Raw genomic sequence first — 24,495 nt, forward strand, 5'->3', positions numbered from 1 at the left:
ATGCGGACTGGTGCGGATTTATCGTGCCGCTGGCTGGGTGCTGCTGTTGATGCCCTTGACCCAGGACTTGGCTGGCAATTTAGTGTCCAGCACGATTTGTGCCGCACGCGCCGCCAGACGGTCGGCGTCAAGTTCCGGCTTGCTCTTGAAGGCGATCGCCACCACGTTCCCATCATGCACTTCGGGCAGGCAAATCACCTGCTCGAACGCAAATTTCATCGCCTTGATATTTTTGGCATAGCTCGGATGGTCGCCGAACAGGTTGACGGTCATGATGCCGTGCGGCGCCAGGCAGGCGGCGCACGCGGCATAAAACTCGGCGCTGTCGAGCACCGGGCCGCGCGCGGTGGCGTCGTACAAGTCCACTTGCAAGGCGTCGAGCGTGCCGTGATTGGCCTGGTCGTTGACGAAGTCCTGCGCATCCTGCTCGCGCACCTCGAGTCGTTCATCGTTGCACGGCAGCTTGAACATCGACTCGCAGACGGTGATGACGGCCGGATTCAGTTCAATCGCGGTAACTTTTGCCTGTGGGAACTGTCGGTAGCAGAATTTGGTCAGCGTGGCCGTGCCCAAACCGAGCTGGGCCACATGTTGTGGCTGCTCGATGAACAGCATCCAGACCATCATTTGTTGCGCGTATTCCAGTTCCGGCCAGTCCGGCTTGCGGATGCGCATCGCGCCTTGCACCCATTCCGTGCCGAAGTGCAGGTAACGCACGCCATCCAGTTCGGACAGGGTCACCGGCGCATAGCGTGGTTTGCGCGGCGCGCGCGAGGATTCTTCTTTTTCGATCGATTTTCGTTTGATGAGCATAAGGCAGCCTGATAGATTGCCCCATTATCCCGCGTTGCCTTACGCCAAAGCAAGAGAAACCGGCCCGCACATGAAAACTGCCGGTCATGCGACCGGCAGTCTGGACAGCAAGGATGGTACTTGCTTGTTTGTTACTGTTGCGCAGGCTCGATCGATACGCGCAGGCGCACTTGCTGGCCCGGATCGTAGGACATGATGCTGGTGTAATTGCGGCCGCGGTAGTCGTAGCTGACTTGATAGCCATTGTTGCGCGATTCCCAGTGGTCGACGGTACGGCATTGCTGCACCGCTTGCTGCTGGGTGCCACCCTGGTAATTATTGGCGTTGTCGAGGCGGTCGCCGGTGATGGCGCCGGCGATCGCGCCCGCTGCCGCGGCGGCGGTGCGGCCATTGCCGCCACCGACCTGGCTACCCAGCAAGGCGCCGGCGATACCGCCGACGATGGAGCCGCCAGCGCTGCGCTGTTGCGGCGGCGTTTGCACCTGGACATATTCGGTACGGCATTCCTGGCGTGGGCGGTTCACTTGCTCGACTTGCGGGACGACCCGCACGACCCGGCCGAAATCTTCGAAGTCGGCGGCCTGGGCGAGTGGCAAGGCACCGATACAAAGGGCTGACATCATTAATTTGGCTTGCAAGTTCATTTGTTACCTCGTTATGTGGAAATTCTGGATACAGCGTTTTTTACAACATGACTGCATGGTAATCCGGCTTTATCCCGTAGTGTATTTAGCATGGCAACAAATTGTAACAGCCGGCATGGTCTTGCCCGTGAGCTGTAACATGTGCTTGCATCGGATACAGAAGACGGAAACCGGCGGAAAAAAAATGTCGATGGCGGTATTGTATCGCCTTGCGCTGAAGGTGATCTGAAGAGTCCTGATTTGCCTAAAAAAGCCTGTTTGTAACAAATCTTGCGTTTGATATCATTTTCGGGTTGATTCATGCAGTACAACACGTTACCCTAATACGCGTATGGTATTACTGAATCACGTCATGCGCATTGACCCGCATGGCGTGACGGAATAGAAAAGCACAAGCAGATCCATACATAACAGGTCGATTTGAGGGAAAAATGAGTTTGTTAATAACCGTGCCGCCCAACCTTGTCCAATCCATCCGTGCCTTTCGCGTGACCGAGTTGCAGGACGAGGCGATTCGTCTCGGGCAGCATTTTTTATATGCACATTGCCTGGCTGGCTTGACCAAGCAGCAAGTGCTGGCGACTATCAGTGAGTCTTTCCTGTTTCCCAAAAGCCTGAGCAAGAACCTGGAAGCGCTGCGCGTGTGCCTGACCGAGACCATGTTCAAGGCCGGTCCGCAAACCGGTTTCCTGGTGGTGCTGGAGCAATTACCGAATACGCAAAAATTCGACAAGGAAGCGCGCGAAACCCTGCTCGACGTATTTCGCGACGCCGCCGATTATTGGGCTGAGAAAAAAGTCCCGTTCCGCGTCTTTTATTCATTTGTATAACTCCGCAATTTCCACCAACAGCCTGTAAAACCGGCGTAGCGACCCGTCTTTTTTGGGGCGGCCATTGTGTTGCACTGCAACAAAATGTCAGTGTCATTCTTGGTTCGCATCACTATAGCGGGTACAATGCGCGCTATGAAAAACATCGTTATCCTCATTTCTGGCCGCGGCAGCAATATGGAAGCGGTCGTCCGCGCGGCCCAGGCCGAGCAATGGCCGGCCCGTATCGCCGCCGTCATCAGTAATCGCGCCGATGCCCCGGGCCTGGTATTTGCGGCCGGGCGGGGGATCGCGACGGCTGTCGTCGCCAACAAGGATTATCCGACCCGTGCCGAGTTCGACGCCGCGCTGCAAATCGCGGTCGACGCTTTCCAGCCCGACCTGGTGGTGCTGGCCGGTTTCATGCGCATCCTGACGGCGCCATTCGTGGCCCATTATGAAAACCGCATGCTCAACATCCATCCGTCGCTGCTGCCGAAGTTTCCCGGCATGGCGACCCACCGCCAGGCGCTGGAAGCCGGTGAGACGGAGCATGGCGCCACTGTGCATTTCGTGACCGCCGAACTGGACCATGGCCCGGCCGTGGCCAGCGCGGTGGTGCCGGTATTGCCTGGCGACACAGAAGAAAGCTTATCGGCGCGCGTGCTGGAGCAGGAACACCTGCTGTACCCGCGTGCCATCCGCCTGTTCATCGACGATAAACTGTCGGTCGAGAACGGCGTAGTCCGCGTGGACGCTCAACATACACCTACAGGAAAATAATAATGAGATTGCCACCAGCAATTCTTGCCAATACCGAAGAAGTATTGCGCGAAATTTTACGTTTTACGGCGCCAGCCGACACCACTTTGTCGCGTTATTTCCGCGACCATCCGCGCCTCGGTTCGCGCGAACGCGGTGCTGTCGCCGAAGGTATTTACGCCGTGCTGCGCAATAAATCATTCTTCACCGATTTTGCCGAAGGCGGCAACGGCCCGACCATGCGCCGCCTGACCATCCTTGGCCTGGCCGAAGCGATGGGCGTCGATTCGCTGGGCGGCTTGACCGAAGAAGAAGTCGAATGGCTGGAACGCATCAAGCAAATCGACCGCAGCCTGATGCAGCCGCTGATGCGCGCCAACATGCCGAAATGGCTGTTCGACAAGCTGATTGCCCAGTATGGCGAAGCCGAAACGATGGCGCTGGCCGATGCGCTGAACGCGCCGGCGCCGCTGGACCTGCGCGTCAACTCGCTGAAATCGACCCGCGAAGACGTGATGTCGGCGCTGGCCGAAGCGCCTATCCTGAGCACCCCGACGCCTTACGCGCCGCTCGGTTTGCGCGTGCTGAAAAAGCCGTCGCTGCAAAACATGCCGCTGTTCCAGAGCGGCGCCATCGAAGTGCAGGACGAGGGCAGCCAGATCCTGTCGCAAATCGTCGGCGCCAAGCGCGGCGAAATGGTGGTCGATTTCTGCGCCGGCGCGGGCGGCAAGACGCTGGCATTGGGCGCGCTGATGCGCAATACCGGCCGCTTGTATGCATTCGACGTCTCGGAAAAACGCCTGGCCAAGCTGAAACCGCGCATGGCGCGCAGCGGCTTGTCGAATGTGCATCCGGTGCAGATCGCGCATGAACGCGATGCCAAGATCAAGCGCCTGGCGGGCAAGATCGACCGCGTGCTGGTCGATGCGCCATGCAGCGGCCTGGGAACCTTGCGCCGCAATCCTGACGTCAAATGGCGTCAACAGCCGCAATCGCTGGTCGAACTGCAGGCAAAACAAGCCGCGATTCTCGACGGCGCGGCGCGCCTGGTAAAAGGCGGCGGCCGCCTGGTGTATGCGACTTGCAGCTTTTTGAACGAAGAAAACGATCAGATCGCCGAACAATTCCTGGCCGCCCATCCGGACTTCTTCTTGCTGCCGATGTCGCAAGTGCTGGCGGAACAGAAGATTGACCTGGAAATGGGCGATTACCTGAAGTTGCTGCCTAACAAGCATCAAACCGACGGTTTCTTCGCGGCCGTGTTCGAGCGCAAGCCGATGGTGAAAAAAGTCTATGCCGATGAAAAACCATCGGAACAGGCTGCAGAATAAGTTTTCAATCCGTGTTAAACCTGCGTGCGGGAGCGGGGTGTTCAGCCCTTGCGCTCGCCGCCATGTTCAGATGCCCCGGCGCCCATGACCCAGATCCCGCTCACCAACCTGATCAGTGATTTTGCCAACGATGCGCGTAATCCGGCAATGATGTGGCAATGTAGCGCCATTATCGTGTGTGCTGTGGTTGGTTGGGGCTTGGCGCGAACGGCCCGCGGCTGGCTGTTGCGGCGCGAGCCGGCGGCTTCCGCAGCGGCGCGTTTCGGCGCCGAGAGCTTTGTGCGGGTACTGGCGCCGTTGATGATCGCCGCCTTGCTGGCGATCGCCAAATATTTCCTTTCCCTCACACAAACAGTCCACGTATTGAGCGTAGCCTTGCCGCTGTGCACGTCGCTGGCGCTGATCCGTTTTGGTTTTTACCTGCTGCGCCGCGTCTTTGCGCGCCACGGCGAAGTCACGGCCACCATGCTGCTGTTTGAAAAGGTGTTTGCCGTGGTGGTGTGGCTGGGCGTGGCGCTGTATATCACCGGCTTGTGGCCGGGCCTGCTGGAATTCCTCGACAACACCATGGTGCCGCTGGGGCGCAACAAGGTTTCCCTGGAAACAATTTTGCAGGCCGCCGTATCGGTGGTGCTGCTGATGATACTGGCGATGTGGGCTGGCGCCGCGCTGGATGAGCGCCTGATGAAAATGTCAGGCTTGCATTCGTCGTTGCGGGTGGTGATGTCGCGCATGGGGCGCGCCGTGCTGATCCTGGTGTCGGTGCTGGTCAGCCTGTCGCTGGTGGGCATCGATTTGACGGTGTTGTCGGTTTTTGGCGGCGCGTTTGGCGTGGCGCTGGGGTTTGGCTTGCAAAAGATCGCCGCCAATTATGTGTCGGGCTTCATTATCTTGCTGGACCGCAGCCTGACCATCGGCGATATGATCACGGTCGATAAATACAGCGGAAAAGTGACCCAGATCAATACCCGCTACACGGTATTGCAAGGCCTCGATGGCGTGGAATCGGTGGTGCCGAATGAAATGCTGATTTCCGGCGGCGTGCAAAACATGTCGTTGTCGAACCGCATGGTGGCGCTGTCGACGTCGGTGTCGGTGGCTTACGACACCGATATCGACATGGTGCTGCCGCTGCTGGCCGCGGCGGCAGCCAGCATTCCGCGCGTGTCCAGGACCCAGCCGCCATCGGCGACGCTGGTGCGTTTCGGCGCCGACGGCATCGATTTGCAGCTTGGTTTCTGGATCGCCGATCCGGAGAATGGCCGCGGCGGCGTGACGTCGGACGTCAACCGCGCCATCTGGCGCGCGCTGCAGGAGCATAAGATTTCCGTGCCTTATACGCAGCGTGAAGTGCGCATCATCGGCATGCCGGGTCCCGTTGCGGCGGCCGGCACCGGCATGGTGCCTGAACAGCCCGCCACGCAACGTCCTTAAACGTTCCAACGCTTGTCCTAAATTCATCTGATCCCCCCTAATTGCGCGTACAATTACGCCTAAAATCCGAGAATAGCGGACCTGCCGGCAAGCCCGCAGCGACCGCGAAGCAGCCATCCACTCTGGAGCAGTAATGACTTTTAGTTCAGTTTTAAACGCAGTACTGGAATTCCTGGTGACAGGCGTCACCAATTTATCCGCTTGGCAAGTTTTCTTTTACACGCTGGCAGTGACCCATATTACGATCGCCAGCGTCACCATCTACCTGCACCGCCATCAAACGCACCGGGCGCTGGAATTGCACGCCATTCCCAGCCACTTCTTCCGTTTCTGGCTGTGGCTGACCACCGGCCAGGTGACCAAGGAGTGGGCGGCGATCCACCGCAAGCACCATGCCAAGTGCGAAACCGAAGAGGACCCGCACAGCCCGGTCATGCGCGGCATCAAGAAAGTGTTTTGGGAAGGCGCCGAACTGTATCGCGCCGAATCGAAAAACCTGGAAACCATGGAAAAGTATGGCCATGGCACGCCGACCGACTGGATCGAGCGCAATCTGTACACCAAATATAGCTGGCTGGGCGTGGTGTCCTTGTTTTTCATTAACTTCATTTTGTTTGGCGTGATCGGCATCAGCGTGTGGGCCGTGCAAATGATGTGGATACCGGTCACTGCCGCCGGCATCATCAACGGTATCGGCCACTACTGGGGTTACCGCAACTACGATTGCGCCGACGCAGCCACCAACATCATTCCGTTCGGTATCCTGATCGGCGGTGAGGAACTGCATAATAATCACCATACGTTTGCAACGTCGGCGAAACTGTCGTCAAAATGGTATGAAATCGATATTGGCTGGGCCTATATCCGGGGCCTGGAAATGCTCGGCATGGCCAAGGTCAAGAAACGCGCACCGGCGCCGAAGTTTTCCCATGGCAAGCTTGAAGCCGACTTCGACACCTTGCAATCGGTGATCGCCAACCGCTACGACGTGATGTCGAAGTACGCCAAGTCGATCAAGCATGCGTGGAAGGAAGAACTGGAACACTTGAAGAGCAAGGCCGAACTGGAATCGCGCTTCTTGAAGTCGTCGCGCAAATTGATGCAGCGCGAGCCAGGCAAGCTGGAAGGCGCCCAGCAACAGCAATTGTTTGAATTGTTCCAACATAGTAAAGCGCTGGAAACCATGCACCATATGCGGGTCGAGCTGGGCATGATCTGGGAACGTTCCCATTTCACCCGCGATCAATTGCTGCACAAGTTGCAAGACTGGTGCGTGCGGGCTGAAGAGTCCGGCATCAAGTCGCTGCAGGATTTTTCCTTGCGCCTGCGCAGCTACGCCTAAGTTGTTCTTACTTGATCAAAAAGCTCCTGTTTCAGGAGCTTTTTTTATGGCCGGGCATCCGGCCATCATGCGGCAATAAAACAAACGCCCACAAAAAAGCCGTTCAATGAACGGCTTTTCTTGTCAAAAACACGGCAATCAATTACTTGATCTTGGTTTCTTTGTACGTTACGTGCTTGCGTGCTTTAGGATCAAATTTCATGATCTCCATTTTCGCAGGCGTCGTACGTTTGTTTTTGGTGGTCGTGTAGAAGTGACCGGTACCTGCGGTCGATTCTAACTTGATTTTGTCGCGGCCTGATTTTGCCATGATAGCTCCCTTATTCTGCTAATTAGACTTTTTCGCCACGAGCGCGCATGTCGACCAATACGGCGTCGATGCCGACTTTATCGATGACGCGCAGACCGGCGTTGGACAAACGCAGGGAGACCCAGCGGTTTTCAGATTCAACAAAAATACGACGATTTTGCAAGTTAGGCAAAAAACGACGTTTGGTTTTGTTGTTTGCATGGGAAACATTGTTGCCGACCATCGGCTTCTTCCCAGTGACTTGGCAAACACGTGCCATGGCGCACTCCTTAAAGACATTCCACAATTGGAAAAACGAGAGTATATCCAAAAAAATCAGAATTATCAATGACTTGCGAAAAACAATTGTGTCACGAATTACTGAATTAATTTAACAATTTGTCTGGCAGGTGTTTCAAGAGGCGCAATTCTGCTGTAAGCACTTGTAAACAAGGAGGTTTTGTGTCGCTCAGCGGACTACAGCTGGCCATGTTCGGCAAAGGAATGCACCTGGTTGCCGGCGACGACAAAATGATCGAGGATGCGCACATCGACCAGGGCCAGCGCCTGCATCAGTGCGCGGGTCAGCAGCAAGTCCGATTCGCTCGGCTCCGGCGAACCGGACGGGTGGTTATGGGCCAGCATGACGCTGGCGGCATTGCGCGCCAGTGCTTCCATCACCACTTCGCGCGGATAGACGCTGGTATGCGTCAAGGTGCCGCGAAACATTTCCTTCGCTTCGATCAGGCGGTTTTTGACGTCCAGGAACAACACATAAAAAGATTCGTGGCTTTTGTTGTTTAAGATCAAACGTAGATAGTGCTTCACGATTTCCGGTGAACCTAAAGTCTGTCCCGCCTGTAATTCTTCGCCAATGGCGCGCTTGGCCAGTTCCAGCACCGCTTGCAATTGGGCGAATTTGGCCGAGCCCAGGCCATGCACTGCGGAAAAATTGATCAGGCTGGCGCCGAACAGGCCGCGCAACGATCCGAAGTGGTCGACCGTGTCGCGCGCCAGTTGCACCGCGCTCTTGCCGCGCACGCCGGTACGCAGGAATACCGCCAGCAATTCGGCGTCCGACAAGGCGTGCGGTCCTTCGCTGATCAGGCGTTCGCGCGGGCGTTCCCCGGCTGGCCAATCCTTGATTGTCATGATTCCCCCGAAATATGGGCTGCCTTGCATGCCGCATGGGGCGCGCCGGGCCAGCGTGGCTTACAATATCGTTTTGCATGCCTACACAGAATATTATGTCCAACGCGCAACCTGCAGTCGTCACGTCGTCTGCTTACCTCACTCTGCATTATCGGCTCGCGACAGCGGACGGTACTGATATTGTCACAACATTTAACGGAAACCCGGCCACTTTGATGCTGGGCCAGGGGCAACTGGCGCCGTTTTTGGAAGAAATCCTGATTGGCTTGCCTGAAGGCGCGCATCAAACCTTCGAGTTGGCCGCCGGCCAGGGTTTCGGCGAACGCAATCCGGAGCTGGTGCAGTCGGTCACGCGCGCCACGCTGGATGAGAATTCGGTGCCGGGCGCGGACTATAAAGTAGGCGACCTGGTCGACTTCGCGGCACCGGGCGGCGGGCGTTTTGCCGGCGTGTTGCGCGAACTTAAAGAAGATTCGGCGCTGTTCGACTTTAATCATCCGCTGGCTGGCCAGCCTTTGAAGTTTGAAGTGAAGCTCATTTCGGTGCTTTAACAGGATTAATGATGGATAAAGAAATCTTACTGGCGCAACCGCGCGGTTTTTGCGCCGGCGTCGACCGCGCCATTGAAATCGTCGAGCGTGCCTTGTCGCAGTTCGGCGCGCCAATTTATGTACGCCATGAAATCGTGCACAACGCGTATGTGGTCGCCGATTTGCGCAACAAGGGGGCGATTTTCATCGATGAACTGGACGATGTTCCTTCCGGCAACACGCTGGTGTTTTCCGCCCACGGCGTGTCGAAGGCGGTACGGGCCGAGGCGGAAGCGCGCGGTTTGAGCATTTTCGATGCGACGTGCCCGCTGGTCACCAAGGTTCACGTCGAGGTCGCGAAGATGCGCCGCGAAGGCCGCGAAATCGTCATGATCGGCCACGACGGCCACCCGGAAGTGGAAGGCACGATGGGGCAGGCCGAACTGGGCATGCACTTGGTGGAAACGCTGGACGATGTCGCCAAGCTGCAAGTCGGCGATCCTGAGATGCTGGCCTATGTATCGCAAACCACTTTGTCGGTCGACGATACGGCCGATATTATTGTTGCGCTTAAGCAACGCTTCCCCTCGATCGTCGAGCCGAAAAAAGGCGATATTTGCTACGCCACCACCAACCGCCAGGAAGCCGTAAAGTTCATGGCGCCGCAGGTGGACATGGTGATCGTGGTCGGCAGCCCGAACAGTTCGAACTCGAACCGGCTGCGCGAAGTGGCAGAGAAAAAGGGGACGCCGGCGTATATGGTGGATAATGCGTCGCAAATCGAGCAAGGCTGGCTGGTTGGCAAGGTGCGCATCGGCGTCACCGCCGGCGCCTCGGCGCCCGAAGTGCTGGTGCAGGCGGTGATCGACCGCTTGAAGGAATTGGGTGCGCGCAGCGTGCGCGCGCTCGATGGCGTGCAAGAGTCGGTGACGTTCCCGATACCGAAAGGTTTGGACGGTGTCAAGAGTAATAATGCGTAGTAATTATTAGTAGCAATTTTACTTGCAGCAGAATTTAATTCGGGTTATTGTTTCTTTTTCCGATATTAGTTTTCGATAAAGATCGCTATTATTGCGAACGCTTGTATAGATTGTCCTGATGATCGCATGTCAACCGGCCTCAGCCGCCAGTTGCTCGCCGGCACAGTGGTATCGAATCAAGAGCGGCACTACGGGGAAATTCTCCGAGTGCCGTTTTTGTTGGGCAAGCGTCGTTGTTTGATGTTATAAAAATAATGAAAATATTTCAAACCAAGAAGTATTGTTCCGATAATTTTATTAATAGGGCAATCTAAACCATGGATACATTTATCCAACAAATCATCAATGGTCTGGTGCTTGGCAGCATGTACGCGCTGGTCGCCCTGGGTTATACGATGGTGTACGGGGTACTCAATCTGATCAACTTCGCGCACGGCGAAGTGATGATGATAGGCGCGATGGTCGGTTTGACCATCATCAAATTGCTGACGGCCTATTATCCCGGCTTGCCCGGCTACTGGATGTTGGCGATTGCCATCGCCGGCGCGGTTCCGGCCTGCATGCTGGTCAATGTGATCATCGAACGGATCGCTTACCGCCGGCTGCGCAACGCGCCCCGGCTGGCGCCGCTGATCACCGCGATCGGTATTTCGATCCTGCTGCAAACGCTGGCGATGCTGGTCTGGGGCCGTAATCCGCTGCCATTCCCGCAATTGCTGTCCAGCGACCCGATCAATATCGGCGGCGCCGTGATTTCGCAAACCCAGGTCTTGCTGCTGGCCCTCGCGGCGTTTTCGATGGCGGCGCTGGTCTTGCTGGTGGAAAAAACCAAGATGGGCCGCGCGATGCGCGCGACGGCGGAAAATCCGCGCGTGGCCGGCTTGATGGGCGTCGATTCCGACAAGGTTATCGTGGCCACGTTCGCCGTCGGCGCGGCGCTGGCGGCGGTGGCCGGCGTGATGTGGGGCGCCAATTATTCGTCGATCCACTTCGCGATGGGCGCGATTCCCGGCCTGAAAGCCTTTTCGGCTGCGGTGCTGGGCGGTATCGGCAATATCTACGGTGCCATGGTCGGCGGTATCTTGCTGGGCATCATAGAAAGCCTGGGCGCAGGGTATATCGGCGATGTCACCGGCGGTTTCCTCGGCAGTAACTACCAGGATATCTTCGCCTTCATCGTGCTGATCATCGTGTTGACCATCCGTCCATCCGGCATCATGGGCGAACGTGTCGCCGACCGCGCCTGAGCGGCATCTGACAAGGATTATCATGGCTATCTTAGATTTCGACGTCAAAAAAAATCCCGGCAAGGCGTACGCCGGCATGGTCGGCCTGGCGGCATTGCTGATCGTTTTCCCGTTCTTCGCGGCCCAGTTCGGCAATTCGTGGGTGCGCATCATCGACATGGCGCTGCTGTACATCATGCTGGCGCTCGGCTTGAACATCGTGGTCGGTTTCGCCGGCTTGCTGGACCTGGGCTATATCGCATTTTATGCGGTCGGCGCGTATTTGACGGCCTTGCTGTCGTCGCCGCAATTCGCGATCTTGCTGGAATCGCTGGTGAATCAATATCCGGTGCTGGGCGATACGCTGGTGCACCTGATGGGACCGGACATCCGTGAAAACGGCATCCACCTGTCGGTCTGGGCCATCGTGCCGCTGGCGGCCGCGGTGGCGGGCCTGTTTGGCGCGCTGCTGGGCGCGCCGACGCTGAAGCTGCGCGGCGACTACCTGGCCATCGTGACGCTGGGTTTCGGCGAAATCATCCGCATCTTCATGAACAACCTGAACGAGCCGATCAATTTCACCAACGGTCCGCAAGGCATCAACCTGGTCGATCCGATCCGCATCTTCGGGGTATCGCTGGCCGGCGAGCAAGGTTCCAACAGCACCGTGGTGCTGGGCGGCTTTTCGATGCCGTCGGTGAACGCCTATTACTTCCTGTTCTTGTTCCTGTGCATCGCCGTGGTATTCATCACCAAGCGCCTGCAGCATTCGCGCCTGGGCCGCGCCTGGGTCGCGATCCGCGAGGATGAAATCGCCGCCAAGGCGATGGGCATCAATACCCGCAACGTCAAATTGCTGGCCTTTTCGATGGGCGCCTCGTTCGGCGGCGTGGCTGGCGCGATGTTTGCCGCGTTCCAGGGCTTTGTGTCGCCGGAATCGTTTTCGCTGACCGAGTCGATCGCCGTGCTGGCCATGGTGGTGTTGGGCGGTATCGGCCACATCCCCGGGGTGATCATGGGCGGCGTGATCCTGGCGTCGATTCCGGAAGTGCTGCGCCACGCGGTCGAACCGGCGCAACAGGCGCTGTTCGGCCATGTCGTGGTCGAGGCCGAAGTGTTGCGCCAGTTGCTGTACGGCCTGGCCATGGTGCTGATCATGCTGAACCGTCCAGCCGGCCTGTGGCCTGCGCCGAAGAGCGAAGACCGGCCCACCGCCGATGTCGATACCGATAAACCAGGGCCGTCCAGCGGCGTGATGTCTGCATAGGATAGAACGATGAGCCAACCGATTATTCTGAATATTGCCGGCGTCAACAAGCGCTTCGGCGGCTTGCAGGCGCTGACCGATGTCGGCATTACCATCCATCAAGGCCAGATCTATGGCTTGATCGGCCCCAACGGCGCCGGCAAGACCACGTTTTTTAATGTCATCACCGGCTTGTACCAGCCCGATACCGGCACCTTCGAACTGGCGGGCAAGCCGTATTCGCCATCGGCGCCGCACAAGGTGGCCAAGGCCGGCATCGCCCGCACGTTCCAGAATATACGTCTGTTCGGTGAAATGACGGCGCTGGAAAACGTCATGGTCGGCCGCCACGTGCGCTCGCACCAGGGCGTGTTCGGCGCGATTTTCCGCCACAAGGCGGCGCGCGACGAAGAGGCATCGATCCGTGCGCGGGCGATGGAATTGCTGGACTTTGTCGGCATCGCCCAGTTCGCCAATCGCACCGCGCGTTTCCTGTCGTATGGCGACCAGCGGCGCCTGGAAATTGCCCGCGCGCTGGCCACCGATCCGCAATTGCTGGCGCTCGATGAACCGGCGGCCGGCATGAACGCCACCGAAAAACTGGCGCTGCGCGAATTGCTGGTCAAGATCAAGGCCGAAGGCAAGACCGTGCTGCTGATCGAACATGACGTCAAATTGATGATGGGCTTGTGCGACCGCATCACCGTGCTCGAATACGGCAAGCGCATCGCCGAAGGCTTGCCGGCTGACATACAGAAAAACCAGGCCGTGATCGACGCCTATCTGGGAGGATCGCACTAATGAGCGACAATGTTCTGAAAATTGCGGGACTGAAGGTCGCGTACGGCGGCATCAAGGCGGTCAAGGGCATCGACCTGGAAGTCGGCAAGGGCGAACTGGTGGCCTTGATCGGCGCCAATGGCGCCGGCAAGACCACCACGCTGAAAGCCATTACCGGCACTTTGCCTGCTTGCAAGGTTGAAGGCAGCATCACTTACCTGGGCAACTCGCTGAAAGGCTGCAAGTCGTTCCACCTGGTCGAAAACAAGCTGGCCATGGTACCGGAAGGACGCGGCGTGTTCACCCGCATGTCGATCCGCGAAAACCTGATGATGGGCGCGTATACGCGCGACGACAAGGCCGGCATCGAAGCCGACATCGCCAAGTGGTTCGAGGTGTTCCCGCGCCTGAAGGAGCGCGCCGCGCAAATGGCCGGTACGCTGTCCGGCGGCGAACAGCAAATGCTGGCGATGGCGCGCGCGCTGATGTGCCATCCGACCTTGCTGCTGCTCGATGAACCGTCGATGGGCTTGTCGCCGATCATGGTGGAAAAAATCTTTGAAGTGATCCGCAAGGTATCGAGCGAAGGCATCACCATCCTGCTGGTCGAACAAAACGCCAAACTGGCGCTGCAAGCGGCGCACCGGGGTTATGTGATGGATTCGGGGCTGATCACGATGACCGGCAATGCGGCCGATATGCTGAACGATCCGCGTGTGAAGGCGGCATATCTGGGCGAATAGGCCGAATGGCGCCAGTCGGCAAGCACACCAAAAATGGCGCCCGGGCGCCATTTTTTTTATCCCGATTTTCACCCGGCCATAAAAAATGCCCCGGAATACCGGGGCATAATGACATCCGCATGAGGAGACGGCAGCGGATGCCGGGGAGAACGATTACTTCTTGGCGGCGCGCGGCACGGCTTTTTCGGCAGCCTGGGTGAATTGGCTCACAGCCGATGCCAGGTTGGCTTCGATGGTTTCAACAGCTTGTTTGCTGGTCTTGGTGAATTGCTCGTAACCGGCGTTGGCGTTGCCGATGGCCGATTTCAGGATGGCGACGGCGTTTTCGGAACCGGCAGGGGCATTTTTGCTGACTTCTTCGACCAGCGAGATCACTTTGCGGTTGGTTTCAGCGATTTGCGATTCTGCGGCTTTGCTGAATTCAGCTTGGGTGCCGGACGTGATCGCAGCCAGGTGACGGCCGTAGGCGATGGCTTTTTCGCTGCTAGGCTGGGCTTGCGCCGCGGTCAGCGAAAAGAATTCTTGTGGATCTTTAGCGGACAGCAATTGCTTGGTAGCGGCCGACGATTCTTCCAGCGTTGCCTTGGCAGCGGTCAAATTCAATTCGACGATTTTTTCGATACCTTCAAACGCTTTGCTCGTCAGGGACGAGAACAGCGCGAATTGTGCTTCTACATTGGCTTTGGTAGCGGACGAAAACTGCTCAGGGATTGAAAACATATAACTCTCCAAAATATTAAAATCTGGTTAATTTGATGCTGCACGTAGTGATGAGGCAGATAAATCTTAATTTTCAGGCTGAACCAGAATTTGTGCAACGCAACAAACCCTATTTTACGGCCTTAAATTTTTAAGTCAAGCGAATTTTGTGCGATGCAACAATTGAATAGATTTGTCATGAAGGCATCTTTTTGGCGGCATCTCTGTAGCAGATGCTTTATTTCTAAAGTATTTATTTCTACGCAGAAATAAGAGTTGATCAGTCGAAATTCCTGTGCCGTGCTAGACTTTGTCATGGCCACGCAGGGACATTTGCGCCGGTTTTCTTGTTCGGGCGGCAATGCCCGGGCCCGTGCCGCCCCGATCCGCGCCGGCTTTTCCGTTTCACCTGATCTATCTATCCATGTCGAATACTCCAGCTGCGCCAGGCGCCAGCACTAGCGCCGCGTTTTACTCCTCCTTGTTACCGATGCTCTTGCCGGGTTTCTTTGTTTTGCTCTGGAGTACAGGGTTTATCGTCGCCAAGTTCGGTTTACCGTATGCGCCGCCGCTGACTTTCCTGTTATTGCGCTTTGCCGGGGTGTTGGCGATTTTATTGCCTTGCGTATTGATAGTGAGGGCGCCGTGGCCGGCCGGCAAAGTGCGTCATATCGCGCTGGCAGGGTTGCTGTTGCAAGCAGGTTATCTGGCGGGGGTCTGGTGCGCCATCAAGCTGGGCATGCCGGCAGGGCTGTCGGCGCTGATCGTCGGCATGCAGCCGGTGCTGACGGCGTGCGCCGCGCCGCTGATCGGTGAATCGGTGCGGCCGCGCCAATGGCTGGGTTTGTTATTCGGCTTGCTCGGCGTGGGGCTGGTGGTGGCCGCCAAGATCAAGCTGGTCGGCTTGACGCCGGAAAGTGTATTGCTGTGCGGTTTTGCCCTGCTGTCGATTACCGCCGGCACCTTGTATCAAAAGCGCCATTGCCCGCAATTCGATTTGCGTACCGGCACCGTGATTCAATTTGCCGCATCGATCGTGGTGATATTGCCGCTGGCCGTTATCTTTGAGGGATTACGGCCGGATTTCGCGCAGGTGCAATGGACCGTCAATTTTATCGGCGCCTTGCTGTGGTCGGTATTAGTGTTGTCCATCGGCGCTATTTTCCTGTTATTTGCGCTGATACGCCGCAGCGATGCGACACAAGTGACCAGCCTGCTTTATTTGACGCCGCCCACCACCGCCGTGATGGCGTGGCTGATGTTTGGCGAAGCCTTTAATGCACTGGGAATGGCGGGCATGGTGGTGGCGGTTATCGGCGTGGTATTCGTAGTTAAAAAATAATTTTTCATGCCTTATAAAAATGGTTTGTATTGCGGTTGCGTAATAAATACTGTATTAACTGTTAAATTCGCTTGCGATTGCTCTGCATTTCGCTACACTGCAACAAGCAACAGCTTTACGAGGATCAATGAATGTTTAAACTCGCGCTAGGCGTCCTGGTCTCGTTATTGTTTGCGCTGGGTCCGGCTGCGGCCGTGAAAGCCAAAGAATCGAACAAGACCGCCACCTCCAAAAAACAGCAGGGCAAGAAGATCAAGGTCATCTTGCGCAAGCAGCCGAGCCGTGCCGCCGGTTCGCAAGAAAAAACCGTGCGCCGCGTTATCACCGTGCATGGCAAGCGCAAGGTGGTCTACCAAAAAGTCACCACCGCCGCCGTGATCGCGCCGAAGCCGACGATGGGCGACCTGGCCGGCCTGAACCTGACCCGCGATCCGCTCGATTTGAAATCCAGCGTGGCGTTCGTGCTGGATCAGTCGAATGCTGAAGTGCTGTTTGAAAAGAATTCCAATATCGCATTGCCGATCGCCTCGATCACCAAAATGATGACCGGCCTGGTGGTGGTGCAAGCCAGCCAGGATATGGAAGAAGTGCTGACCGTGACCGACGACGATGTTGACCGCGAAAAGTTCAGCAGCTCGCGGCTGAAGGTCGGTTCGCAACTGACGCGCGGCAATATGCTGCATATTGCGCTGATGAGTTCGGAAAACCGTGCGGCTTCCGCGCTGGGCCGCAATTATCCGGGCGGCTTGCCGGCCTTTGTCGCGGCGATGAATGCCAAGGCGCACGAACTGGGCATGAACGATACCCATTATGTCGATTCCAGCGGCTTGTCGAAATTAAACGTAGCGAGCGCGCGCGACCTCGCCAAGCTGGCGATGGCGGCTTTCCAGGAACCGCTGCTGCGCCAGTATTCCACCGATCCGAAAGCGATTGTCGAAGCCAGCGGTCATCCTATGCAGTTCGGCAATACCAATCACCTGGTAGCGAATCCAGGCTGGGAAATCGGCTTGCAAAAAACCGGTTTCATCAATGAAGCGGGGCGTTGCCTGCTGATGCAGGCAGTCATCGAAGGCCGTGCCGTGATCATGGTCTTCCTCGATTCCAAAGGCAAACAATCGCGCACCGCCGACGCCGGCCGCATGCGCAAATGGCTGGAAGCGCTGAAACCGGCCAACATCAGCTTGCCCGGAGGCTAAGAGCCTATCCCAGTAGTGAGCGTCTTGTTCTGGCCGCGCATCAGGAGCGCGGACCAGGCGTGAGGAGCAAGCGTGGCGGACCACGCGACGACGATCAACGCAGTCCCCGCTGCTGAGGAGCGCCAGAAGAGGGCGTATTCATCTACTGGGATAGGCTCGAAGGGGGGATCCCCGGTTTTTATTCGATATAGCCCAAGGTGGTTGAAATTTGCCCGGCGATCGTCACCAGGTCTTCCAGCCATTCGTCTTGCAGGCGGTCGGCTGGGGCCGAGATCGACAGGCCGGCGATCAGTTTGCCGGAATCGTCGCGGATGCCGGCGGCGATGCAGCGTACGCCCAATTCCAATTCTTCGTTGTCGCGCGCATAACCGCGCTCGCGCACCAGGCTCAGTTCGCGTTCCAGCTTGTGCAGGTCGGTGATCGAATTCTTGTTGTGGCCGGCCAGGCCGGTCCGGGTCGCATAGGCGCGGATGGCTTTCGGCTCGTCGATCGACAGGAACAGCTTGCCGGTCGAGGTCAGGTGCAGCGGGCCGCGGCCGCCGATGGCGCGTACGACTTGCATGCCGGAACGCTCGGAAAAGGCCCGGTCGATATACACGATTTCATCGCCCTGGCGCACCGACAGGTTGACGGTTTGCTGGGTCTTCTTGTGCAACTGGCGCATGAAGTCGAGCGCCGCTTCGCGTACGCTGAGGCGGCTTTTCACCACGTTGCCCAATTCCAGCAGGCGCATGCCGAGCCGGTAGGTGCCCGGTTCGATGCGGTCGACAAAACGCGTCAAGACCATATCGTTCAAGATGCGGTGCGCGGTCGACGGGTGCAGGCCGGAGACCTGGGATAATTCTTTCAAGCTGACGGGATCGGAATATTTGGCGAGTGCATCGAGCAGGGCGACCATGCGTTCGATGACCTGGATCGTCGTCTTTGGAGCTGCGACGGGTTCAATTTTCATGATGTGGTTGGTGCAGTGCAGTATTCAGTAGGCTCTTTATACCATAATGTGAAAAAATTGTGAATTGCGCAAACTTGAGCGGCACGATTTGTCATATTTTTACCCGTCCTCTCGGTGTGGCGCGGCATAATATGTGTTCGATACCTATTCTGCACCTGTCAGGCGACCCATGGACCAAGCCCCCAGCGCATTCAAGAGCAAAAGCGGTCTGAAGCGGATCTATTCCGCCTTCTGTTATTCCCTGCAAGGTTTGCGTGCGGCTTGGCGCGGTGAACATGCCTTTCGCCAAGAAATGCTGTTATTCATCGCCGGCACGATACTGGCGCTGCTGCTGCGCATTTCGGCGTTTGAAAAGCTGGTGCTGATCGGCGTGCTGGTATTGATACTGATCGTCGAGTTGATGAATTCGGCGATCGAGGCCGTGGTCGACCGGGTTTCGCTGGAGCGCCATCCGCTGTCGAAAAACGCCAAGGACTTCGGCAGCGCGGCGGTGTTGCTGGCGTGCCTGCTGGCCGCCGCGGCGTGGCTCGTGGTGCTATTCAACCGCTTTTACTGAGCGCTTATCTGTATTCCGCATTAGCCGGTAAACAACACATCGGTACGGGTCATATATGAAAAACGCATATGAATCCGCGAAACCGTTCGTTCTCTTTCGCCGCGATGCGCCGTACTCTCGGGGTTCTGAAGTGTTGTTAACCACAAACGGGGATCCTGATGCTGTCGAAAAAAATACTCTTGTCCGCTGCCTTTAGCGCTTTTGCGGTACTGCAACCAGTGATGGCTGCCGATATCACGCTGTTGAACGTTTCCTACGATCCAACCCGTGAACTGTATCAGGACGTCAACACCGCCTTCGCTAAAGAGTGGAAAGCCAAGACGGGCGACACGGTCAAGATCAAACAATCGCACGGCGGTTCCGGCAAGCAGGCGCGCGCCGTCATCGACGGCCTGGAAGCCGACGTGGTCACGCTGGCGCTGGCGTATGACATCGACGCGGTGGCCGACCATGGCCTGACCTCCAAAGATTGGCAAAAACGCTTGCAGCACAATAGCTCGCCCTATACCTCGACCATCGTATTCCTGGTGCGCAAGGGTAATCCGAAAGGCATCAAGGATTGGAACGACTTGATCAAACCCGGTGTCTCGGTGATCACGCCGAATCCGAAAACGTCGGGCGGCGCGCGCTGGAATCACCTGGCGGCCTGGGGTTATGCGTTGAAACAGCCGGGCGGCAATGAAGCGTCGGCCAAGGAATTCATCAAGAAACTGTATAAAAACGTGCCGGTGCTCGATTCCGGCGCGCGCGGCGCCACCACGACCTTTGTCGAACGCGGCATCGGCGACGTGCTGATCGCATGGGAAAACGAAGCTTTGCTAGCCATCAAGGAACTCGGTCCCGAGAAAGTCGAAATCGTCGCGCCATCGGTCAGCATCCTGGCGGAACCGCCAGTCGCCGTGGTCGATAAAGTGGTCGACAAGCGCGGCACCCGCAAAGTTGCGGAAGCGTACCTGAACTATCTGTACACGGATGAAGCGCAAGATTTGATCGCTAAAAATTACTACCGTCCAACGTCGGAAAAAGCCATCAAGAAATATGCGGCGCAATTCCCGAAAGTGAAACTGTTCACCATCGCCGATGTGGCGGGCGGCTGGACCCAGGCGCAAAAAGCGCATTTTTCGGACGGCGGCATCTTCGACCAGATCTATCAGCCTAAGTAATCGAGAACGTCATACCAAGGTCATCTTGTGAAGTCATAATGATACCGCCGGAGGAGTGAAACATGGCGCTGCGAACCCTGTCGGATTATCGTGTACTGGTGGTTCCCGGTTTGCATGACAGCGGGCCGGAACATTGGCAAACCCGTTGGCAGCGCCTGTATCCCGCTTTCGAGCGGGTCCGGCAAGATCACTGGGACCGGCCCGACTTGCCGCGCTGGTCGGCGCGGCTCGATCAAGTCCGCGCTGCAGACGCCCGCCCGACGTTGCTGGTGGCGCACAGTTTTGGTTGCCTGACGTCCGCGCACAGTCTGGCGGACCACGCCCATGGCGTCGCTGGGGTATTATTCGTGGCGCCGGCCGACCCGGAGAAGTTTCATGTGGTCGATGCCTTGCCGCACGATCATCTGCCTTGCCCCAGCATCATGATCGCCAGCGATACCGATCCGTGGATGAGCGCCAGCAGCGCGGCCTTGTGGGCCAAGCGCTGGGGCAGCAGCTTCATCAACGGCGGCGACCTGGGGCACATCAACAGCGAGTCACGATTGGGCGACTGGCTGTTTGGCCAGAGCCAGTTGCAAGCGCTGGTCGGTTTGGCGCTATAAGACGGCAAGCAGTTGGCCATTGCTTGAGGGACGACGGCATGTTGATCCTGCTCAAGTTTGCTAACACTTGATCGGTCTTTTTATAAAATGTGCTGCATTCTCACTCTTACAATTTAGTTTATCGGAGATTAACATGACTTTACGCCTGGGCGATGTCGCCCCTGATTTTGAACAGGATTCATCGATTGGCCACATCAATTTCCACGACTGGGCAGGCGATTCGTGGGTGGTGCTGTTTTCACACCCTGCCGACTTTACGCCGGTGTGCACTACCGAGCTGGGCCTGACCGCCAAGCTGAAGCCTGAATTCGACAAGCGCAACGTCAAGGCGCTGGCCTTGTCGGTCGACGGCGCCGATTCGCATCAAAGCTGGATCAAGGATATCGAAGAAACCCAGAACACCGTGGTCGGTTTCCCGATCGTCGCCGATGCCGACAAGAAAGTTGCCGCGCTGTACGACATGATCCACCCGGAACAATCGGCCACCGCGACGGTGCGCTCGGTATTCCTGATCGATCCAAAGAAAAAAGTGCGCCTGATCCTGACCTATCCGCTCAGCACCGGCCGCAACTTCGATGAAATCCTGCGCGTCATCGATGCGCTGCAACTGACCGATGGTTATTCGGTGGCGACGCCGGGCAACTGGAAAGATGGCGACGACGTCATCATTCCGCTGACCGTGCAAGATCCGGAAGTCATCAAGCAAAAATATCCGAAGGGTTTTACCGCAGCGCGTCCGTATTTGCGCGTGACGCCGCAGCCTAACAAATAAGGCCGAAACCACGCGGCGGGGCCATGCGGTGGGGTCTGGCCTTGTTGAGTGGTGGAAGTCTTTATTTGTGGAACGCACCCGTGAGGGTGCGTTTTTTTTGGTCCCGATTTCCTCTTGTCCATACCTGCAAGTATGCATTTGGCATCTAAGCAAATGACGAATTGTTCGTTCGTTTTATAACGATGTGGTGCGATTATTGCGGCCTGTTACTCGAAAATGTAATAAGAGGGAGCTTACATGTCTGCAGTCGCACCACCGGTTCCATTCAAAGCCCAGGCCGCGCCGTTTCGGGTGATGCCGGGTTTTAAGCTGTCACTCGGCTTTACCATCTTTTACCTGGCGCTGATCGTGCTGATCCCGCTGTCGGCGGTGTTCCTGAAAACCTTTACGATGACCTGGGATGCGTTCTGGGCGGCCGTGTCGTCGCAACGCGTGATGGCCTCGTACCGCCTCAGCTTTGGCGCTTCCTTGATTGCCGCGGCGATCAATGTGGTGTTCGGCGGCATCCTGGCCTGGGTGCTGGTGCGCTACACCTTCCCCGGCAAGCGCATCATCGACGCGCTGGTCGACTTGCCGTTCGCGCTGCCGACGGCAGTGGCCGGCATCACGCTGACCGCGCTGTATTCGTCGAATGGCTGGTTCGGCAGGTTTCTCGAAGGGACGCTGGGCTTGAAAGTGGCGTTCACGCCGCTCGGCATCGTCATCGCGCTGACCTTCATCGGCTTGCCGTTCGTGGTGCGCACCGTGCAACCGGTGCTGGAAGACGCCGAACGCGAGCTCGAAGAAGCCGCCGCGAGCCTTGGCGCCAGTTCGCTGCAAACCTTTGTGCGGGTGGTGTTCCCGACCATTTTCCCTTCTTTGCTGACCGGCTTCGCGCTGGCGTTTGCGCGTGCCACCGGCGAGTATGGTTCGGTGATTTTCATCGCCGGCAATATGCCGATGGTGTCGGAAATCACGCCGCTGTTCATTATTACCAAACTGGAGCAATACGATTATGCCGGCGCCACCGCGATTGCCGTGGTGATGCTGGTGGTGTCGTTCATCTTGTTGCTGACGATTAACTTGCTGCAAGCGTGGGCCCGCGGCAAAGGAAAGAAATAATGACGACCAATCATTCCGTGCTGAATCCAGCCGCCGCGCCGGTAGCGCTGCGCCGCGGCGAATTGCCGTCCGCACCGGTGCTGCTGGAGCCGTTGTGGGTGCGTACCGTGCTGATCACCATCGCGCTGCTGTTCCTGACCGCTTTCCTGATCGTGCCGCTGGTGGCGGTGTTTGTCGAAGCGTTCAAGAAGGGCTGGGAAGCGTATGTCGCCGCGATCGTCGATCCTGATGCGATCTCGGCCATCAAGCTGACGCTGATCACCGCCGCCATCGCCGTGCCGCTGAACCTGGTGTTCGGCGTGGCCGCGTCGTGGTGCATCGCCAAGTTCGAATTCCGCGGCAAGAGCTTGCTGCTGACGCTGATCGACTTGCCGTTTTCGGTCTCGCCGGTGATTTCCGGTTTGATCTATGTGCTGATGTTCGGCGCCCAGGGCTGGTTCGGGCCATGGCTGCAGGCGCACGATATCAAGATCCTGTTCGCGGTGCCGGGCATCGTGCTGGCGACGATCTTCATTACCTTTCCGTTTGTTGCGCGCGAATTGATACCGCTGATGCAATCGCAGGGCAGCGAGGAAGAGGAGGCGGCGATCGTGCTGGGCGCGTCGGGCTGGAATACCTTCCGCCGCGTGACCTTGCCGAACATCAAGTGGGGCTTGCTGTATGGCGTGATCCTGTGTAACGCCCGGGCGATGGGCGAGTTTGGCGCGGTATCGGTGGTGTCCGGCCATATTCGCGGCGAAACCAACACCATGCCGCTGCAAGTGGAAATTTTGTATAACGAGTACAACTTCTCCGCCGCGTTTGCCGTCGCGTCGCTGCTGGCCCTGCTGGCGCTGGTGACGCTGGCCCTGAAATCATTCATCGAGTGGCGCTTGTCTGAAAATGACGCCGACGATTCCGCCTTACGTTCCACGGAGCACTGATCATGACGATAGCAGTCCATAACATCAACAAGCGTTTTGGCGATTTTGTCGCCCTCAATAATGTGTCGCTGGATTTTCCGGCCGGTGAATTGACGGCGTTGCTGGGACCGTCCGGCTGCGGCAAGACCACCTTGTTGCGCATCATCGCCGGCCTGGAACACCCGGACTCGGGCCAGGTCTTGCTCGACTCGGAAGATGCGTCGGCGCGCCACGTGCGCGAACGCCAGGTCGGTTTTGTGTTCCAACATTACGCGCTGTTCAAGCATATGACCGTGTTTGAAAACGTCGCCTTCGGCTTGCGCGTCAAGCCGCGCGGCGAGCGGCCGTCGGAAGACCAGATCCGCCGCAAGGTCAAGGATTTGCTGGAACTGGTGCAGCTCGATTGGCTGGCCGACCGTTATCCGCCGCAATTGTCGGGCGGACAGCGGCAACGGATTGCGCTGGCGCGCGCCTTGGCGGTCGAACCACGGGTATTGCTGCTCGATGAACCGTTCGGCGCGCTCGACGCCAAGGTGCGCAAGGAATTGCGGCGCTGGCTGCGCCGCCTGCACGACGACTTGCACGTCACCAGTATTTTCGTCACCCATGACCAGGAAGAGGCGCTGGAAGTGGCCGACCAGGTGGTGTTGATGAACAAGGGAAATGTCGAACAGATCGGCGCGCCCGACCAGGTGTACAACCATCCGGCATCGCCGTTTGTGTATGGTTTCCTGGGCAATGTCAACATGTTCCACGGCCGCGTGCACCAGGGCGTGCTGGCCACCGGCGACGCCAGTTTCGACGTGCCGGACCATGGCGCGGTGCAAGACGGCAAGGGCATCGCCTATGTCCGTCCGCACGACCTGGAAATCGACCGCTACACGCCGGGCGCCGAAGGTATCGTCGTCAAGCTGAGCCGCGCCCACGCGATCGGTCCGCTGGCCCAGCTCGACCTGCAGCGCGCCGATAACCAGGAATTGATCGAAGCGGTGATGTCGAATGAACGTTTTACCCATCTGCAATTAAAAGAAGGCGAAACCCTGGTGGTGCGCCCGAAACGCTTGCATGTGTTTGTCGAACCGGCCGTCCGCTGATACGACCCGCCGCATCACCTTACAAGAATTGGAAT

The 24,495-nt window shown here is 57.5% G+C and carries 27 protein-coding genes; 20 read left to right on the forward strand and 7 right to left on the reverse strand.

Annotation, left to right across the window (positions count from 1 at the left end; genetic code table 11):
* Positions 1-18: 18 nt before the first annotated feature.
* Together GJA_RS05335 and GJA_RS05340 are read right to left on the reverse strand one after the other, a co-directional pair.
* The gene (locus tag GJA_RS05335; protein WP_038489543.1) at positions 19-813 is read right to left on the reverse strand and encodes a spermine/spermidine synthase domain-containing protein; all 795 of its coding nucleotides are present in this window, start codon (positions 811-813) and stop codon (positions 19-21) included.
* 131 nt (positions 814-944) lie between these two features.
* Entirely contained in the window at positions 945-1,457 is a 513-nt protein-coding gene (locus tag GJA_RS05340; protein WP_038489546.1) for a glycine zipper 2TM domain-containing protein, read from the reverse strand.
* Positions 1,458-1,888: 431 nt separating this feature from the next.
* Between GJA_RS05340 and GJA_RS05350 the strand changes: the two genes are divergently transcribed.
* The 5 genes from GJA_RS05350 (at position 1,889) to GJA_RS05370 (ending at position 7,135) form a co-directional block, all read left to right on the forward strand.
* Positions 1,889-2,287 (forward strand): barstar family protein, encoded by a 399-nt coding sequence (locus tag GJA_RS05350; RefSeq protein WP_038489550.1) that lies wholly within the window; start codon positions 1,889-1,891, stop codon positions 2,285-2,287.
* A gap of 135 nt (positions 2,288-2,422) precedes the next feature.
* Positions 2,423-3,049 (forward strand): phosphoribosylglycinamide formyltransferase, encoded by a 627-nt coding sequence (purN, locus tag GJA_RS05355; RefSeq protein ID WP_038489553.1) that lies wholly within the window; start codon positions 2,423-2,425, stop codon positions 3,047-3,049.
* Between the two features lie 2 nt (positions 3,050-3,051).
* Entirely contained in the window at positions 3,052-4,359 is a 1,308-nt protein-coding gene (locus GJA_RS05360; protein WP_038489556.1) for an RsmB/NOP family class I SAM-dependent RNA methyltransferase, read from the forward strand.
* A gap of 198 nt (positions 4,360-4,557) precedes the next feature.
* Complete coding sequence (locus tag GJA_RS05365; RefSeq protein ID WP_339325649.1) at positions 4,558-5,793, forward strand: mechanosensitive ion channel family protein; 1,236 nt, start codon at positions 4,558-4,560, stop codon at positions 5,791-5,793.
* Between the two features lie 133 nt (positions 5,794-5,926).
* Complete coding sequence (locus tag GJA_RS05370; protein ID WP_038489561.1) at positions 5,927-7,135, forward strand: DesA family fatty acid desaturase; 1,209 nt, start codon at positions 5,927-5,929, stop codon at positions 7,133-7,135.
* A 142-nt stretch (positions 7,136-7,277) separates the two neighbouring features.
* On the opposite strand, the gene rpmG is transcribed toward GJA_RS05370, so the two are convergent.
* The 3 genes from rpmG to radC form a co-directional block, all read right to left on the reverse strand.
* The gene (gene rpmG, locus GJA_RS05375; RefSeq protein ID WP_010400929.1) at positions 7,278-7,445 is read right to left on the reverse strand and encodes a 50S ribosomal protein L33; all 168 of its coding nucleotides are present in this window, start codon (positions 7,443-7,445) and stop codon (positions 7,278-7,280) included.
* 22 nt (positions 7,446-7,467) lie between these two features.
* Complete coding sequence (gene rpmB / locus GJA_RS05380) at positions 7,468-7,704, reverse strand: 50S ribosomal protein L28 (protein WP_010400928.1); 237 nt, start codon at positions 7,702-7,704, stop codon at positions 7,468-7,470.
* Between the two features lie 197 nt (positions 7,705-7,901).
* Positions 7,902-8,576, reverse strand: coding sequence for a RadC family protein (gene radC / locus GJA_RS05385; RefSeq protein ID WP_038489566.1), 675 nt, complete (start codon positions 8,574-8,576; stop codon positions 7,902-7,904).
* A gap of 95 nt (positions 8,577-8,671) precedes the next feature.
* Between radC and GJA_RS05390 the strand changes: the two genes are divergently transcribed.
* From GJA_RS05390 to GJA_RS05415, 6 genes are all read left to right on the forward strand, one after another.
* A complete protein-coding gene (locus GJA_RS05390; RefSeq protein ID WP_038489569.1) occupies positions 8,672-9,127 on the forward strand; it encodes an FKBP-type peptidyl-prolyl cis-trans isomerase in 456 nt (151 codons plus the stop codon).
* 11 nt (positions 9,128-9,138) lie between these two features.
* Positions 9,139-10,086, forward strand: a complete 948-nt coding sequence (ispH, locus tag GJA_RS05395) for a 4-hydroxy-3-methylbut-2-enyl diphosphate reductase (RefSeq protein WP_174525984.1) — start codon at positions 9,139-9,141, stop codon at positions 10,084-10,086.
* Between the two features lie 317 nt (positions 10,087-10,403).
* Complete coding sequence (locus GJA_RS05400) at positions 10,404-11,333, forward strand: branched-chain amino acid ABC transporter permease (RefSeq protein ID WP_038489574.1); 930 nt, start codon at positions 10,404-10,406, stop codon at positions 11,331-11,333.
* Between the two features lie 22 nt (positions 11,334-11,355).
* Complete coding sequence (locus GJA_RS05405) at positions 11,356-12,579, forward strand: ABC transporter permease subunit (protein ID WP_038489577.1); 1,224 nt, start codon at positions 11,356-11,358, stop codon at positions 12,577-12,579.
* 9 nt (positions 12,580-12,588) lie between these two features.
* Positions 12,589-13,359 carry an ABC transporter ATP-binding protein gene (locus GJA_RS05410; protein ID WP_038489580.1) on the forward strand — a complete coding sequence of 257 codons (771 nt, stop codon included), beginning with the start codon at positions 12,589-12,591 and terminating at the stop codon, positions 13,357-13,359.
* The gene (locus GJA_RS05415; RefSeq protein ID WP_038489583.1) at positions 13,359-14,081 is read left to right on the forward strand and encodes an ABC transporter ATP-binding protein; all 723 of its coding nucleotides are present in this window, start codon (positions 13,359-13,361) and stop codon (positions 14,079-14,081) included. Before GJA_RS05410 ends, GJA_RS05415 begins: the two co-directional genes overlap by 1 nt.
* Before the next feature lie 153 nt (positions 14,082-14,234).
* Here GJA_RS05415 and GJA_RS05420 read toward each other — a convergent pair whose 3' ends face one another.
* Positions 14,235-14,801 (reverse strand): phasin family protein, encoded by a 567-nt coding sequence (locus tag GJA_RS05420; protein ID WP_038489586.1) that lies wholly within the window; start codon positions 14,799-14,801, stop codon positions 14,235-14,237.
* Positions 14,802-15,204: 403 nt separating this feature from the next.
* Here GJA_RS05420 and GJA_RS05425 point away from each other — a divergent pair, with 403 nt between their 5' ends.
* The gene (locus GJA_RS05425; RefSeq protein ID WP_038489588.1) at positions 15,205-16,122 is read left to right on the forward strand and encodes a DMT family transporter; all 918 of its coding nucleotides are present in this window, start codon (positions 15,205-15,207) and stop codon (positions 16,120-16,122) included.
* A gap of 131 nt (positions 16,123-16,253) precedes the next feature.
* The gene (locus GJA_RS05430) at positions 16,254-17,318 is read left to right on the forward strand and encodes a serine hydrolase (protein WP_038489590.1); all 1,065 of its coding nucleotides are present in this window, start codon (positions 16,254-16,256) and stop codon (positions 17,316-17,318) included.
* Positions 17,319-17,496: 178 nt separating this feature from the next.
* Here the strand turns inward: GJA_RS05430 and GJA_RS05435 are convergent, their stop codons facing one another.
* Positions 17,497-18,270: an IclR family transcriptional regulator gene (locus tag GJA_RS05435; protein ID WP_038489594.1), complete on the reverse strand. Its 774-nt coding sequence runs from the start codon at positions 18,268-18,270 to the stop codon at positions 17,497-17,499.
* Positions 18,271-18,439: 169 nt separating this feature from the next.
* Between GJA_RS05435 and GJA_RS05440 the strand changes: the two genes are divergently transcribed.
* The 7 genes from GJA_RS05440 to GJA_RS05470 all read left to right on the forward strand — a co-directional run bounded on the left by GJA_RS05440 (position 18,440) and on the right by GJA_RS05470 (position 24,460).
* Positions 18,440-18,826 (forward strand): diacylglycerol kinase, encoded by a 387-nt coding sequence (locus tag GJA_RS05440; RefSeq protein ID WP_038489597.1) that lies wholly within the window; start codon positions 18,440-18,442, stop codon positions 18,824-18,826.
* 158 nt (positions 18,827-18,984) lie between these two features.
* On the forward strand, positions 18,985-19,989 hold the full coding sequence (locus tag GJA_RS05445) for a sulfate ABC transporter substrate-binding protein (RefSeq protein WP_038489601.1): 1,005 nt from the start codon (positions 18,985-18,987) through the stop codon (positions 19,987-19,989).
* Positions 19,990-20,051: 62 nt separating this feature from the next.
* The gene (locus GJA_RS05450; protein ID WP_038489607.1) at positions 20,052-20,591 is read left to right on the forward strand and encodes an RBBP9/YdeN family alpha/beta hydrolase; all 540 of its coding nucleotides are present in this window, start codon (positions 20,052-20,054) and stop codon (positions 20,589-20,591) included.
* A 133-nt stretch (positions 20,592-20,724) separates the two neighbouring features.
* Entirely contained in the window at positions 20,725-21,363 is a 639-nt protein-coding gene (locus GJA_RS05455) for a peroxiredoxin (protein WP_038489610.1), read from the forward strand.
* 237 nt (positions 21,364-21,600) lie between these two features.
* Complete coding sequence (gene cysT, locus GJA_RS05460) at positions 21,601-22,464, forward strand: sulfate ABC transporter permease subunit CysT (RefSeq protein WP_038489613.1); 864 nt, start codon at positions 21,601-21,603, stop codon at positions 22,462-22,464.
* On the forward strand, positions 22,464-23,387 hold the full coding sequence (gene cysW, locus GJA_RS05465) for a sulfate ABC transporter permease subunit CysW (protein WP_038489615.1): 924 nt from the start codon (positions 22,464-22,466) through the stop codon (positions 23,385-23,387). The genes cysT and cysW overlap by 1 nt, the downstream gene beginning before the upstream one ends.
* A 2-nt stretch (positions 23,388-23,389) precedes the next feature.
* Positions 23,390-24,460, forward strand: coding sequence for a sulfate/molybdate ABC transporter ATP-binding protein (locus GJA_RS05470; RefSeq protein ID WP_038489618.1), 1,071 nt, complete (start codon positions 23,390-23,392; stop codon positions 24,458-24,460).
* The last annotated feature ends 35 nt before the right edge of the window (positions 24,461-24,495 follow it).

Source organism: Janthinobacterium agaricidamnosum NBRC 102515 = DSM 9628 (assembly GCF_000723165.1).
Classification (GTDB): Bacteria; Pseudomonadota; Gammaproteobacteria; order Burkholderiales; family Burkholderiaceae_D; genus Janthinobacterium; species Janthinobacterium agaricidamnosum.

Bases quoted from the DNA above. Each gene is read 5' to 3' on its own strand.
- GJA_RS05335 (WP_038489543.1), bottom strand. From the start codon at position 813: ATGCTCATCAAACGAAAATCGATCGAAAAAGAAGAATCCTCGCGCGCG.
- GJA_RS05340 (WP_038489546.1), bottom strand. From the start codon at position 1,457: ATGAACTTGCAAGCCAAATTAATGATGTCAGCCCTTTGTATCGGTGCC.
- GJA_RS05350 (WP_038489550.1), top strand. From the start codon at position 1,889: ATGAGTTTGTTAATAACCGTGCCGCCCAACCTTGTCCAATCCATCCGT.
- purN (WP_038489553.1), top strand. From the start codon at position 2,423: ATGAAAAACATCGTTATCCTCATTTCTGGCCGCGGCAGCAATATGGAA.
- GJA_RS05360 (WP_038489556.1), top strand. From the start codon at position 3,052: ATGAGATTGCCACCAGCAATTCTTGCCAATACCGAAGAAGTATTGCGC.
- GJA_RS05370 (WP_038489561.1), top strand. From the start codon at position 5,927: ATGACTTTTAGTTCAGTTTTAAACGCAGTACTGGAATTCCTGGTGACA.
- rpmG (WP_010400929.1), bottom strand. From the start codon at position 7,445: ATGGCAAAATCAGGCCGCGACAAAATCAAGTTAGAATCGACCGCAGGT.
- rpmB (WP_010400928.1), bottom strand. From the start codon at position 7,704: ATGGCACGTGTTTGCCAAGTCACTGGGAAGAAGCCGATGGTCGGCAAC.
- radC (WP_038489566.1), bottom strand. From the start codon at position 8,576: ATGACAATCAAGGATTGGCCAGCCGGGGAACGCCCGCGCGAACGCCTG.
- GJA_RS05390 (WP_038489569.1), top strand. From the start codon at position 8,672: ATGTCCAACGCGCAACCTGCAGTCGTCACGTCGTCTGCTTACCTCACT.
- ispH (WP_174525984.1), top strand. From the start codon at position 9,139: ATGGATAAAGAAATCTTACTGGCGCAACCGCGCGGTTTTTGCGCCGGC.
- GJA_RS05400 (WP_038489574.1), top strand. From the start codon at position 10,404: ATGGATACATTTATCCAACAAATCATCAATGGTCTGGTGCTTGGCAGC.
- GJA_RS05405 (WP_038489577.1), top strand. From the start codon at position 11,356: ATGGCTATCTTAGATTTCGACGTCAAAAAAAATCCCGGCAAGGCGTAC.
- GJA_RS05410 (WP_038489580.1), top strand. From the start codon at position 12,589: ATGAGCCAACCGATTATTCTGAATATTGCCGGCGTCAACAAGCGCTTC.
- GJA_RS05415 (WP_038489583.1), top strand. From the start codon at position 13,359: ATGAGCGACAATGTTCTGAAAATTGCGGGACTGAAGGTCGCGTACGGC.
- GJA_RS05420 (WP_038489586.1), bottom strand. From the start codon at position 14,801: ATGTTTTCAATCCCTGAGCAGTTTTCGTCCGCTACCAAAGCCAATGTA.
- GJA_RS05425 (WP_038489588.1), top strand. From the start codon at position 15,205: ATGTCGAATACTCCAGCTGCGCCAGGCGCCAGCACTAGCGCCGCGTTT.
- GJA_RS05430 (WP_038489590.1), top strand. From the start codon at position 16,254: ATGTTTAAACTCGCGCTAGGCGTCCTGGTCTCGTTATTGTTTGCGCTG.
- GJA_RS05435 (WP_038489594.1), bottom strand. From the start codon at position 18,270: ATGAAAATTGAACCCGTCGCAGCTCCAAAGACGACGATCCAGGTCATC.
- GJA_RS05440 (WP_038489597.1), top strand. From the start codon at position 18,440: ATGGACCAAGCCCCCAGCGCATTCAAGAGCAAAAGCGGTCTGAAGCGG.
- GJA_RS05445 (WP_038489601.1), top strand. From the start codon at position 18,985: ATGCTGTCGAAAAAAATACTCTTGTCCGCTGCCTTTAGCGCTTTTGCG.
- GJA_RS05450 (WP_038489607.1), top strand. From the start codon at position 20,052: ATGGCGCTGCGAACCCTGTCGGATTATCGTGTACTGGTGGTTCCCGGT.
- GJA_RS05455 (WP_038489610.1), top strand. From the start codon at position 20,725: ATGACTTTACGCCTGGGCGATGTCGCCCCTGATTTTGAACAGGATTCA.
- cysT (WP_038489613.1), top strand. From the start codon at position 21,601: ATGTCTGCAGTCGCACCACCGGTTCCATTCAAAGCCCAGGCCGCGCCG.
- cysW (WP_038489615.1), top strand. From the start codon at position 22,464: ATGACGACCAATCATTCCGTGCTGAATCCAGCCGCCGCGCCGGTAGCG.
- GJA_RS05470 (WP_038489618.1), top strand. From the start codon at position 23,390: ATGACGATAGCAGTCCATAACATCAACAAGCGTTTTGGCGATTTTGTC.